Annotated in this window: 10 protein-coding genes and 1 pseudogene; 7 read left to right on the top strand and 4 right to left on the bottom strand. The window is 73.2% G+C overall.

Annotated features, from left to right (window positions below; translation table 11 throughout):
* Positions 1–655: 655 nt before the first annotated feature.
* From QQM72_RS02870 to dhaK, 3 genes are read right to left on the bottom strand one after another with little or no spacing between them, the layout of a single operon-like run.
* On the bottom strand, positions 656–1,066 hold the full coding sequence (locus QQM72_RS02870) for a PTS sugar transporter subunit IIA domain-containing protein (RefSeq protein WP_314219178.1): 411 nt from the start codon (positions 1,064–1,066) through the stop codon (positions 656–658).
* A 7-nt stretch (positions 1,067–1,073) separates the two neighbouring features.
* Positions 1,074–1,685 carry a dihydroxyacetone kinase subunit DhaL gene (gene dhaL / locus QQM72_RS02865; protein WP_314219177.1) on the bottom strand — a complete coding sequence of 204 codons (612 nt, stop codon included), beginning with the start codon at positions 1,683–1,685 and terminating at the stop codon, positions 1,074–1,076.
* Positions 1,686–1,737: 52 nt separating this feature from the next.
* Positions 1,738–2,730 (bottom strand): dihydroxyacetone kinase subunit DhaK, encoded by a 993-nt coding sequence (gene dhaK, locus QQM72_RS02860; RefSeq protein ID WP_314219176.1) that lies wholly within the window; start codon positions 2,728–2,730, stop codon positions 1,738–1,740.
* Positions 2,731–2,999: 269 nt separating this feature from the next.
* On the opposite strand from dhaK, the gene QQM72_RS02855 reads away from it, so the two are divergent.
* The 6 genes and pseudogenes from QQM72_RS02855 (at position 3,000) to QQM72_RS02835 (ending at position 7,924) form a co-directional block, all read left to right on the top strand.
* Entirely contained in the window at positions 3,000–3,419 is a 420-nt protein-coding gene (locus tag QQM72_RS02855) for a YciI family protein (protein WP_314219175.1), read from the top strand.
* Positions 3,416–4,561 carry an RNA polymerase sigma factor gene (locus QQM72_RS02850; protein WP_314219635.1) on the top strand — a complete coding sequence of 382 codons (1,146 nt, stop codon included), beginning with the start codon at positions 3,416–3,418 and terminating at the stop codon, positions 4,559–4,561. The genes QQM72_RS02855 and QQM72_RS02850 overlap by 4 nt, the downstream gene beginning before the upstream one ends.
* Before the next feature lie 215 nt (positions 4,562–4,776).
* Complete coding sequence (locus tag QQM72_RS02845; protein WP_314219174.1) at positions 4,777–5,565, top strand: YqjF family protein; 789 nt, start codon at positions 4,777–4,779, stop codon at positions 5,563–5,565.
* 373 nt (positions 5,566–5,938) lie between these two features.
* On the top strand, positions 5,939–6,391 hold the full coding sequence (locus QQM72_RS02840) for an RpiB/LacA/LacB family sugar-phosphate isomerase (RefSeq protein ID WP_314219173.1): 453 nt from the start codon (positions 5,939–5,941) through the stop codon (positions 6,389–6,391).
* Between the two features lie 2 nt (positions 6,392–6,393).
* A pseudogene (locus QQM72_RS40830) lies at positions 6,394–6,536 on the top strand (phosphoketolase family protein); the annotation flags it as partial.
* A 410-nt stretch (positions 6,537–6,946) separates the two neighbouring features.
* Positions 6,947–7,924: an ATP-grasp domain-containing protein gene (locus QQM72_RS02835; RefSeq protein WP_314219172.1), complete on the top strand. Its 978-nt coding sequence runs from the start codon at positions 6,947–6,949 to the stop codon at positions 7,922–7,924.
* Here QQM72_RS02835 and QQM72_RS02830 read toward each other — a convergent pair.
* The gene (locus QQM72_RS02830) at positions 7,908–9,923 is read right to left on the bottom strand and encodes a PAS domain S-box protein (RefSeq protein WP_399075737.1); all 2,016 of its coding nucleotides are present in this window, start codon (positions 9,921–9,923) and stop codon (positions 7,908–7,910) included. The two genes, QQM72_RS02835 and QQM72_RS02830, sit on opposite strands and share 17 nt — an antisense overlap.
* Before the next feature lie 216 nt (positions 9,924–10,139).
* On the opposite strand from QQM72_RS02830, the gene QQM72_RS02825 reads away from it, so the two are divergent.
* Positions 10,140–12,524 (top strand): excinuclease ABC subunit UvrA, encoded by a 2,385-nt coding sequence (locus QQM72_RS02825; protein WP_314219171.1) that lies wholly within the window; start codon positions 10,140–10,142, stop codon positions 12,522–12,524.
* Positions 12,525–12,570: the final 46 nt, after the last annotated feature.

Here is a 12,570-nt window from a genome sequence, read left to right as displayed (position 1 = left end):
CGGAGCCGTCGCAGGGCGAGGGCGGCGTGGCGTGGCGCAGCGGCGCCGGCAGCGAGGGCCGCGCGGCCGTGAAGGGCGACGGCGGGGCCACCACCGAAGAGCCGCGGAACCGGGAGCACCTCGCTGCGCCGGAGGAGGCCGAGGCTCCAGAGGCATCGTCGGACGACACGGACGACACCGGTGACTCGGAGGCTCGGGAGGCCCTGAACGCCGAGACGGGCGAGAGGGGCGGCACGGACGAGGCGGGCGGGACGGACGAGGGCGACGGGGGCGAAGGCGAAGAGGAGGCCGCGTAAGCGAAGGCCGGCCCGGCCGTGCGGGCGGGGTCATGCGGGCGGGGCCACGGGGGCCGTGCCACCTCCCGAAGGGCCGTCGGCCCGGCACGACGGGGCTCCAGACCTACGACGAGGCCGAACCGGCGTTCGCCCGTGCCCTCGCCGACCGCGCCGGACTTCCGGCCGGTGACTTCCGGCCGTCCGGGCGGCGATGCCCGACGCGGCAGCGCGCCGCCGTGAAGCACCACGCGTGGCACGGCGCCGACACCGGCACGGACCCCGCGACGGGACGGGCCGAACCGGCGGAGGCCCTGCGCCCGGCCCTCGCGGTGGCGTCGGAGGGACCGACCTGCCACCACGTCACACGCCGGCCGAGCGCCTCACACCTTCCGGTAGCCGTACGCCTCCACGGCCGCCGCCTCCACCGAGTCCAGGTCGGCGCCGGTCGCCGCCGTCACCACCGCGGCCACCGCGCCCTCGACGAACGGGGCGTCCACCAGCCGTGCGGTGTCGGGCAGTTCGTCGCCCTCCGCGAGCATGGCCTTGACCGTGAGGACGGCGCTGCCCAGATCGACGAGGACCGCGACCCCGGCGCCCCGGTCCACCGAGGCGGCAGCGGCGCTGATCAGCTCGGCGCTCGTGCCCAGCCCGCCGCCCTCCGTACCGCCCGCCGCGGCGACCGGCACCACCGGACCGCCGCCGACCAGGCCCAGCGCCAGCCCGGCGACCGCCGACGCGACCTCCGCGCTGTGCGACACCAGCACCACGCCCACCAGCTTCTCGTCGCTCATCGGTGCCTCACTCCCCGCCCGCGCCGGCGCCGGTCTCGGCGAGGGCGGCGACGAGCAGCGCGGACGAGGTGGCGCCCGGATCCTGGTGCCCGATGCTGCGCTCGCCGAGATAGCTGGCCCGGCCCTTGCGGGCCTGGAGCGGCGTCGTCGCCTCGGCGCCCTGCTCGGCCGCGGCCCGGGCGGCGCCGAAACCCTCGGGGAGGGCGTCGACGGCCGGCACCAGCGCGTCGATCATGGTCTTGTCGCCGGGCACGGCACCGCCGAGCTGCATCACCGCGTCCACCCCGGCGCGCAGCGCCTCGGCGAACCGCTTCTCGTCCACCTCGGCCGCGTCCCCGAGCGCCTTGCCGGTCCGGCGCAGCAGCGTGCCGTACAGGGGCCCCGAGGCCCCGCCGACCGTCGAGATCAGCTGGCGTCCCGCGAGCACCAGCACGGCGCCCGGCGTCTCGGGGGCCTCCTTCTCCAGCGCCGCGCTCACCGCGGTGAAGCCACGCCGGAGGTTGCTGCCGTGATCCGCGTCCCCGATGGGTGAGTCGAGGGCCGTGAGCCGGTCCGCCTCGCGGTCGACGGACGCGGCGGTCACGGTCATCCAACGGCGGAAGAAATCGGCGTCGAGCACGGGGTCTCCTTGCATGGTCGGTACGGTCGGAGCGGCTGTCCCTGTCCCTGCCTCACACGCCCCAGCGCAGCCCGGCTGTCTTCACCGGCGCGTCCCACAGCCGCAGCAGCTCCTCGTCCACCTGGCACAGGGTCACCGAGGCGCCGGCCATGTCGAGAGACGTCACGTAATTGCCCACGAGCGTACGGGCGACCACCACCCCGCGCTGGGCCAGCAGGCGGTGCACCTCGGCGTTGAAGCCGTACAGCTCCAGCAGGGGCGTCGCGCCCATGCCGTTGACCAGGAGGAGCACGGGATTGCGGGGCGTCATGTCGTCCAGGATCGCGTGGATCGCGAAGTCGGCGATCTCGCCGGACGTCATCATCGCCCGCCGCTCGCGCCCGGGCTCCCCGTGGATGCCGACGCCCAGCTCCAGCTCGCCGGCCGGCAGATCGAAGGTCGGGCTGCCCTTGGCCGGTGTGGTGCACGCGCTGAGCGCCACGCCGAAGCTGCGGGAGTTCTCGTTGACCTGCCGGGCGAGCGCCTCGACCCGCTCCAGCGGCTGCTCCTCCTCGGCGGCCGCCCCCGCGATCTTCTCCACGAACAGGGTCGCGCCCGTGCCGCGCCGCCCGGCCGTGTAGAGGCTGTCGGTCACGGCGACGTCGTCGTCGACCAGGACCTTCGCGATCTGGATGCCCTCGTCCTCGGCCAGCTCGGCGGCCATGTCGAAGTTGAGCACATCGCCCGTGTAGTTCTTGACGACGAACAGCACACCCGCCCCGCTGTCGACGGCCGCCGCGGCACGCACCATCTGATCCGGCACCGGCGAGGTGAACACCTCACCCGGGCAGGCCGCCGAGAGCATTCCCGGCCCGACGAACCCACCGTGCAGCGGCTCGTGCCCCGAGCCGCCGCCGGACACCAGCGCCACCCTGCCCGCCACCGGAGCGTCCCGCCGCACGACCACCCGGTTCTCGACGTCGACGGTCAGCTCGGGATGGGCGGCCGCCATTCCACGCAGCGCGTCCGCGACCACGGTCTCCGCAACGTTGATCAGCATCTTCATGGGTACCTCCTGATGAGACTGGCAAAGGAGCCTCTGACCCTCGCTTCCTCAGGTCAGTGTCTCGATCCCAGGATCGGGCGTGTTCCTCCCTTCGAGCATCCCCGATATCCCGGGCGGCTACCAGATGCCGGCGGCGGGGCCGGTCCCCGCCGGGGTCGTCCACCGGAGCCGGAAAGACCTCCGCCGACGATGTCGAGAACGCGTGGCCGGCTCCGTCCCCGTGGTGAAAGCGACCACAATGGGCCGCACTCCAACCGAGGAGAACGACGATGGCAAAGTACTTGCTGCTCAAGCACTACCGCGGCGCCCCGGCTTCGGTCAACGACGTGCCGATGGACCAGTGGACGCCGCAGGAGATCTCGGCCCACGTGCAGTACATGAACGACTTCGCGGCCCGGCTGGAGGAGACAGGCGAGTTCGTCGACAGCCAGGCGCTGGCCTTCGAGGGGTCGTTCGTCCGGTACGACGGCGAAGGCCGCCCGCCGGTCACCGACGGCCCGTTCGCCGAGACCAAGGACCTCATCGCGGGCTGGATGGTGATCGATGTCGACAGCTACGAGCGCGCCGTCGAGCTGGCAGGGGAACTGTCGGCCGCGCCAGGCAAGGGCGGGGAGCCGATCCACGAGTGGCTCGAGCTGCGTCCGTTCCTGGGCGCGCACCCCACGGTCACGGAGTGCACTCTGAAGTGAACGAGATCCTGCTCCGGAGCCTCACGCCCAGCGTGCTCGGGATCCTCGTCCGCCGCGGAGCCGACTTCGCGGCGGCCGAGGACGCCGTGCAGGACGCGCTGGTCGAGGCGGTCCGCGTCTGGCCGGCCGACCCGCCGCGGGACCCGAAGGGCTGGCTGATCACCGTGGCCTGGCGCCGCTTCCTCGACGCGACCCGGGCGGACACCGCCCGCCGCCGGCGCGAGGACCTCCTCGACGAGGAGCCGGCCCCGGGGCCCGCGCCCGCGGTGGACGACACACTCCAGCTCTACTTCCTGTGCGCCCACCCGTCGCTGACGCCGTCGTCCGCGGTCGCGCTCACGCTGCGCGCTGTCGGCGGGCTGACCACCCGGCAGATCGCGCAGGCCTACCTGGTGCCCGAGGCGACCATGGCGCAGCGCATCAGCCGGGCCAAGCGCACCGTCTCCGGCGTGCGGTTCGACCGGCCCGGCGACGTCGCCACCGTGCTGCGCGTCCTCTACCTGGTCTTCAACGAGGGCTACTCCGGCGACGTCGACCTCGCCGCCGAGGCCATCCGGCTCACCCGGCAGCTCGCGGCGGCCATCGACCACCCCGAGGTGGCGGGTCTGCTGGCCCTCATGCTGCTCCACCATGCCCGGCGCGCTGCCCGTACCGCGTCCGACGGCAGCCTGGTGTCGCTCGCCGAGCAGGACCGCGGCCGATGGGACACCCGGGCGATCGCCGAGGGCGTCGCGATCCTCCAGGCGGCGCTCGCCCGCGACCGGCCGGGCGAGTTCCAGGCCCAGGCCGCGATCGCCGCGCTGCACGCCGACGCGCCCACCGCCGAGGAGACCGACTGGGTGCAGATCGTCGAGTGGTACGACGAGCTGGCAGGCCTGACCGACAACCCGGTCGTACGGCTCAACCGCGCCGTGGCCGTCGGTGAGGCCGACGGGCCGCGCGCCGGGCTGGCGGCGCTCGCGGCGCTGGACGACTCGCTGCCCCGCCACACCGCGGTGGCGGCGTATCTCCACGAACGCGACGGCGACCTGCCGACGGCGGCGCGGCTGTACGTCGAGGCGGCCCGGAAGGCACCCAACCTCGCCGAGCGCGACCACCTGACCCGCCAGGCCGCCCGGCTGAACGCCCGCCTGTCCCGCTGACGGGGCGCCTCGGCCCCGGCACGGGACGAGGGCGGGCCGCTCACAGTGGGGGGCGGTCGGCCGAGCCGGGCCCGACGGCGTGCCGTGTCGATCCGCCGATGCCGGACACTCCGGGCGTGACGGCTCCGGTCCGCAGCCGTCGCAACGGGCTCGAGGCGGAGGGTCATGGGGCAGGCTCGTGAAGCCCGATGCCGGGCCTCTGTGATACTGGCGCCGTGCCGTCGACACCGCAGCCGCAGGCCCTGGTCCCCCCGCACCCGATATCACCCGACGCGCCGGACGCGATAGCGCGGCCCTTTCTCACCCAGTCCTGGCTCGACCTCACCTTTGTGCACTGGGCCGCGGACCCGGCCGACGTGGCCGGGCTGCTGCCGCCGGGGACCGTCCCGGACACGCTGGACGGTGTGACCTACGTCGGGCTGGTCGCGTTCCGGATGCATCGCGTCGGCTGGTTGCGTCTCCCGGGCGTTCCCTACCTGGGGTCCTTTCCCGAGACGAACGTCCGCCTCTACTCGGTGGACGCGCACGGCCGCCGGGGCGTGGTCTTCCGGTCGCTGGACGCCTCCCGGCTGCTGCCGGTCGCGGTGGGCCGGATCGGGTTCCGGATGCCCTACGTGTGGTCCCGTATGGCGATCGATGCCGACGCCGACACCGTCACGTACACCAGCCGCCGCCGCTGGCCCGGCCCGCGCGGGGTGAGCAGCCGGCTCACCGTCCGGGTGGGTGAACGCATCGGGGAACCCACCGCGTTGGAGCACTTCCTGACCGCGCGCTGGGGCATGCACAGCGCTTTCTTCGGCCGGTCGATGTACCTGCCGAACGCCCATCCGCGCTGGCCGCTGCACCGGGCCGGGCTCGTGGAGTGCGAGGAGGACCTGGTGACGGCGGCGGGCCTGCCGGAGCCGGTGGGGGACCCGGTGAGCGTCCTGTACTCCCCGGGCGTCCCGGCCCGCTTCGACCGTCCGGCCCGTCCCCACCGCCCGGCGGGCATCCCGACCCCCTGACCGCACCGGGTCCGCCGCAGGGCCCGTACGCCGCGTTTCAGACGAACGTCACCGACACCGCGCCGAGTCCTCCGCAGCGAGCCTGGACGTGCCGGCCGGCCTCGACGAAGGGAGCCCGGTCATCGTGCCGGGCAGGACCAGGAGGCCACGATCGAACCCCCCACCGTGGGGGCCGACGACGGCGTAGCGGCGCACGGTCCGGCGCGGTGGGGGGTTCGATCGCACGGCGGATTCGCCGCGTGTCCGGTTGTCCGGTGGCTCGGCGCTCGCCGCCGCGAGGGCGCCCCCTTGCTCGCCGGGTGCGGGCGTGCCGTCCGGGGGCAGGTGGACGCAGGCCGTGCCCCCGGGCCGGTTCCTCAGTAGGCTCTCCGGCATGCGGATCTCCGTTTCCTCGGACATGGACGAACCAGTGGCCCGCGCCCTCGTCGCGGAGTTGCGCGGCCGAGGCCACGACGTGGTGCCGCACGGCGCGCTGCGGCCCGGCGACGACCCCCGGTGGGCGGTGTGCTCGGCGGCTGCGGCCCGGGACGTGGCCGACGGAACGTCGGAGCAGGCGGTGGTGTGCTGCTGGACCGGCACCGGCGCGTCGATCGCCGCGAACAAGGTGCCCGGCGTCCGGGCCGCCCTGTGCGCCGACGCCTACACCGCCGACGGCGCCCGCCGCTGGAACGACGCCAACGTCCTCGCCCTCAGCCTCCGCCTGACCTCCGAGCCGCTGCTCAAGGAGATCCTCGACGCCTGGTTCGCCGCCGAGTCCGGCGGGGACGCCGAGGACCGGTGGAACGTGGCGCACGTCGACGGCCTCGACGCCGCCCGGGCGCGCTAGGTGTCCACTGCGCGCGCGGCGCCGGGACCGGGCCGGTACCGGGAACGGCACCCGTGAACCCGACGTGGTGCTCGCCCGTGCGGGCGTCGTCCCCACCCAGGAGGTGCTGGCCGCCGCCCGGCCGCTGCGCCGCGAACTGCCGGATCCGCGTCCACGGCACCGACCTTCCCGAGGTCGCCGACTGGACCTGGGACGGGTGAGACGGCGGGCCGGCGCGGTGGCCAGGGCGCACGGACCGGGGCGGACGGCGCAGGGGGAGGGGCAGCGGGCGGGCCGTCGTGCGCCCTGGTACGGCCTCCCGCCCGGTGCTTACAGTGGTCGGCCAGCCCTGCACGCGGATCCGGCGGGGCGAGTCCCACCCCCGTGGTCGACCGTCGTCCTCGTCCCCGCCCGGCACGAGTCCGGGCCCGGGTGCGGCTCCGCGCACCGGAGCGGCTCCGAAGGGCGACGGGCGCGACGACGACCCGCGCGACAGACACCATCCGTGACACCGCTCGTGCCGTGCGAGGGCCCGTCCGCGGTACGAGCGCGCGTCGACAGCCGCTGGAGGCCGCTGTGTCCCGACCGTGCATCGCCCTGATCGCCGACCCCACCTCGCCCGAGGGCTGCCGTGAGTATCTCGCCGACGCCGTGGAACTGCTCACCGGCGCCCCGCCCGTCCGGGTCGACTCCCGGCACTTCGCGACCGGCGGAACCGGCCGTGGCGTCCGTGACGGAGGCCGGTTACGCCTCCGGGTTCCCGAGGAGCGGCTGGACTTCGTGCCCGACGTCGTACTGCTCTACGAGATCCCGCCGCACCACCGGCAGGCCCTCGCGGGCTTCCAGGAGCTGCTGGAGAGCCACGACGTGGTGACCCTGGCCGCCGGACCCGACGCCTGGCGGACCGCGACCGAGAAGAACCTCACCGTCGAACGCTTCGTCCGGGACGGTGTCGCCCAGATGGAGACCGCCGTGCTGTCCCGGCCCTCCCCGCGGGAGGCGGCCGACACGTTCGACCGGCTCGGCCGCGACACCTGGGCCCGGCCCGTCGTCGGCACCGGCGGCAACGACACCTTCCACGTCACCACCCCCGCCCAACTGGAGCTCGCCGCCGCCTACTACGCCGAGCGCGGCACCGACTGGCTGCTCTCCCGGGACGCGGGCAACTTCACCGCCGACGGCCGGCGCCACCAGTTCCGTGTCTTCGTGCTGGGCGACCGTGTCGTGCACGCCCGTGAGCACCTCCAGCCGGAGACCGACACCCCGTGCAACACCTGCCAGGGCGCCACCGCCGTGCACATCGCCCCGCAGGACCTCCAGCCCCGGCTCGCCGAACTGGCGGTCGCGGCCACCGCCTCGATCGGGCTCCCCTTCGCCGGTGTCGACCTGGCCGCGGAGAACGGCGGGGTCGTCTTCGAGGTCAACGTCCAGCCCGCCTTCGTCGACGGCGAGCTGGAACTCCGGGCGGTGGCCGTGCCGTACGTCCAGGCACACCTGGACGCCTTCGCGCTCGCCTGCGGCGGCCCGTCCCGGGGGCTCACAGCCTCAGCGTGAACCAGGTCGTCTTGCCCTCGTCCGTCGGACGCACCCCCCAGCCGGTGGAGAGGGCACGGACCAGGATCAGGCCGCGGCCCGACTCCGCCTCCTCGACGGCCACTCGCGGCTGGGGGAGCTGCGGGCTGGGGTCGCTGACCTCGACCGTGAGGTCGGTGGCGGTGCGGTGCAGATGCAGGCCGATCGGGCCCTCGGAGTGCTGCACCGCGTTCGTCAGCGTCTCCGACAGCAGCAGGAGCGCGTCGTCCACCCGTTCCGTACAGTTCCACGAGGTCAGCGCCTTGTGCAGAAAGGCCCGTCCTTCCGGTACGGAGGCCGGGGCGGCCGGGAAGTGGGTGGTGACGGCGGCCAGGGGCGCGGCCGGCAGCTGCGCGATCAGCAGGGTCACGTCGTCGTTGTGGCCGTCGGCGTCCGGCAGCAGACCCGCGAGGACATGGTCGGCCGCTGCCTCCAGACATGGTGTGCCGACGAACAACTCCTTCAGGAGGAGGGCCAGTTCGTCGATCCGTACCTCGATGTCGCTGCCCGGGGTCTCGATCAGGCCGTCCGTGTAGAGCACCAGTGTGGCTCCGGGCGCTATCTCCGAACTGGACTGCTCGTACAGGATGTCGCCCACGCCGAGCGGAGCGTTGACCGGACAGGGCAGGGCGTTGACGCCTTGGTCCACCCCGGCGACCAGCACCGGCAGATGTCCCGCCGAGCACACCGTCACCGTGCCCGCGTCCGGGGCGATCACCAGATAGCAGCAGGTGACGAGCTGGTCGGGCACGTCGAGATCGGCGACGCAGGTGTCCAGCGCCTGCATCAGCTGCCGGGGCTGCATACCGGTCTTGGCCAGCGCGTGTGCGGCGGACCGCAACTGGCCCATCACCGCGGCCGCTTCCAGCCCGCGGCCCATCACGTCGCCTATCAGCACCCCCACCCGGTCGGCGCCCAGCGGGATCAGGTCGAACCAGTCGCCGCCCACACCGGCGCCCTGGGTGGCGGGCCGGTAGCGGCTCGCCGTGGCCAGACCCGGCAGGGCCGGCGGCGTGCCCATCAGACTGCGCTGGAGCGTCAGGGCGATGTGCCGCTGCTGTTCGTACAGGGCCGTGAGCTCGGCCTCCGCGCGCTTGCGGTCGCTGATGTCCCGCACGATGGCGCACGCCCCGATCACGGCGCCGTGGGTGTCCCGGGTCGGCCACAGCGTGACGTCCACGTCGCGCAGGACTCCGGTACTGGTCATCCGCAGCGTCTCGTAGTGCTCGACCTTCTCGGCGTCCCGCAGCCGCTGGAGCAGCTCGCGGATCTCGCCCCGCAGCTCCGGCGGGGCCAGCAGCGAGACGTGCCGGCCGATGGCCTCCTCGGCCGTGTAGCCGTACAGGCGCTGCGCGGCCGCGTTCCAGTAGGTGATGTACCCGTCGAGGGTGTGGGCGAGGATGGCGTCCTGCGACGACTCCACGAGCGCGGCGAGCTCGTTGATGCGCGCCTCGGCCGCCTTGCGGTCGCTGACGTCGCGCACGGCCGCCGACACCAGGAGCCCGTCCGCCGTCTCCAGCGGGCTGAGGCTGATCTCGACGGGGAACTCCGTGCCGTCCTTGCGCAGCCCGTGCAGTTCGAGCCCGGCGCCCATCGGACGCACCTGGCGGTTGGCCGTGTACCCGCTCCGGTGCGCGGTGTGCTGGCCGTGGAACCGGTGCGGGATGAGCAGCTCGACCGGCTGGCCGAGCAGCTCCTCGCGGCCGTGCCCGAACAGGGCCTCGGTCTGGGCGTTGACGAGCCTGATGATGCCGGAGTCGTCGACGATGACCATGGCGTCCGGCGCCGCCTCCAACAGCCCCCGGAACCTTTCCTCGGCCCCGCCGACCGCACCCTCCGACGGGGACGCTCCGCAGCCGCACCGTTTCTGCCGGGCCTTCTGCTTCGCGCTCCGTTTCGCGGTGCCCGCTCCCGGGCCTGCCCCCGTGTCCGCGCGCCGCGCTGGTTCAGCCCGCATCACGTCGGCCATCTTCCACCTCATCCCGCACGACGAATCACGCCATTCCAGTGCCTCCGGCCCGTCCGCGAGGTGCGTTGTCGCTTACTGTCCGCCCCCTGTCCGAACCTGAACGCGACCGAACCGATCAGTATTCGAGAAGCGCCGGTCATCGGGTCACGGCTAGCGTGGCGTCGGTCAGATCGAGCCAGGCGACGCCCCAGCCCGCGAAGGCGGCCGCGAGCAGCAGATGGAGAGACGATGAGCATGGCCAGGAAGACGGACGCGCCGCCTGCGCAGCACATCGCCGACAGCCACGGTCTGATCCGTGTGCACGGCGCCCGCGAGAACAATCTCAAGGACGTCAGCATCGAGATCCCCAAGCGCCGGCTGACGGTGTTCACCGGCGTCTCCGGCTCGGGCAAGAGCTCACTGGTGTTCGACACGATCGCCGCGGAGTCGCAGCGGCTGATCAACGAGACCTACAGCGCGTTCGTCCAGGGCTTCATGCCCACGCTGGCCCGGCCCGAGGTCGACGTGCTCGAAGGGCTGACGACGGCGATCATCGTCGACCAGCAGCGGATGGGATCCGATCCCCGCTCCACCGTCGGCACCGCCACCGACGCCAACGCGATGCTGCGCATCCTCTTCAGCAGGCTCGGTCGCCCGCACATCGGCCCGCCCACCGCCTACTCCTTCAACACCGCGTCGGTCCGGGCGAGCGGCGGGATCACCGTCGAGCGCGGCACCCAGAAGACGGTGAAGGCGACCTACTCCCGTACCGGCGGCATGTGTGTCCGCTGCGAGGGCCGCGGCACGGTCTCCGACATCGACCTCACCCAGCTCTACGACGACGGCAAGTCGCTCAACGAGGGCGCGCTCACCATCCCCGGCTACAGCATGGACGGCTGGTACGGCCGTATCTTCGGCGGCTGCGGATTCTTCGACCCGGACAAGCCGATCCGCAGGTTCACGAAGCGGGAGCTGCACGACCTCCTGCACAAGGAGCCGACGAAGATCAAGGTCGACGGCATCAACCTGACGTACGAGGGGCTGATCCCGAAGATCCAGAAGTCGATGCTCGCCAAGGACATCGACGCGCTCCAGCCGCACATCCGGGCGTTCGTGGAGCGGGCCATGACGTTCACCGTCTGTCCGGAGTGCGACGGCACCCGGCTCAGCGAGGGCGCCCGGTCGTCGAAGATCGGGAAGGTCGGCATCGCCGACGCCTGTGCGATGCAGATCAGCGACCTGGCCGTATGGGTGCGCGGCCTGGACGAGCCGTCGGTGGCGCCGCTGCTCACCGCGCTCCGGCACACTCTCGAGTCCTTCGTGGAGATCGGCCTCGGCTACCTCTCGCTCGACCGGCCGTCGGGCACGCTCTCCGGCGGCGAGGCGCAGCGCGTCAAGATGATCCGCCACCTCGGTTCCTCGCTCACCGATGTCACCTACGTCTTCGACGAGCCCACCACGGGCCTGCACCCGCACGACATCAGCCGGATGAACGACCTGCTGCTGCGGCTGCGGGACAAGGGCAACACGGTGCTCGTCGTGGAGCACAAGCCGCAGACCATCGCGATCGCCGACCACGTCGTCGATCTCGGCCCCGGAGCCGGCACGGCGGGCGGCACCGTCTGTTTCGAGGGCACGGTCGAGGGGCTGCGGTCCGGCGACACCATCACCGGCCGCCATCTCGACGACCGGGCCGCCGTCAAGGAGACCGTGCGCAAGCCCACCGGCACGCTGGAGGTCCGCGGTGCGACGGCGCACAACCTGCGCAATGTGGACGTCGGCATCCCGCTCGGGGTGCTCTGTGTGGTCACCGGTGTGGCGGGCTCCGGCAAGAGCTCGCTCGTGCACGGGTCGATCCCGGCCGGCGAGGGCGTGGTGTCGGTCGACCAGGGCGCCATCCGCGGCTCCCGGCGCAGCAACCCGGCGACGTACACCGGCCTGCTCGATCCGATCCGCAAGGCGTTCGCGAAGGTCAACGGCGTGAAGCCGGCGCTGTTCAGCGCCAACTCCGAGGGCGCCTGCCCGACGTGCAACGGCGCCGGCGTCGTCTACACCGACCTGGCGATGATGGCGGGCGTGGCCACCACCTGCGAGGAGTGCGAGGGGAAGCGGTACCAGGCCGCGGTCCTCGAGTACCACCTCGGCGGCCGTGACATCAGCGAGGTGCTCGCGATGTCGGTGAGCGAGGCCGAGGAGTTCTTCGGCGCCGGTGAGGCGAGCACACCGGCCGCGCACCGCGTCCTGGGCCGGCTCGCCGACGTCGGGCTCGGCTACCTCAGCCTCGGCCAGCCGCTCACCACGCTGTCCGGCGGCGAGCGGCAGCGGCTGAAGCTGGCCACCCACCTGGGCGAGAAGGGCGGTGTCTACGTACTCGACGAGCCGACCACCGGCCTGCACCTCGCCGACGTCGAGCAGTTGCTCGGCCTGCTCGACCGGCTCGTCGACGCCGGCAAGTCGGTCATCGTCGTCGAGCACCACCCGGCGGTGATGGCGCACGCCGACTGGATCATCGACCTCGGTCCCGGAGCGGGGCACGACGGCGGGCGGATCGTCTTCGAGGGCACCCCCGCCGAGCTCGTCGCCGCCCGGCCCACCCTCACCGGCGAACACCTCGCGGACTACGTCGGCGCCTGACCCGGGCATCCGGGGGCGCGGCGGGGCGGGCCGTCACGACCGTGAC

The organism is Streptomyces zaehneri (assembly GCF_032248645.1).
Classification (GTDB): domain Bacteria; phylum Actinomycetota; class Actinomycetes; order Streptomycetales; family Streptomycetaceae; genus Streptomyces; species Streptomyces coriariae.
Note: the sequence above shows the minus strand (reverse complement) of the source record. Positions and strands in the feature narration are given on the sequence as shown.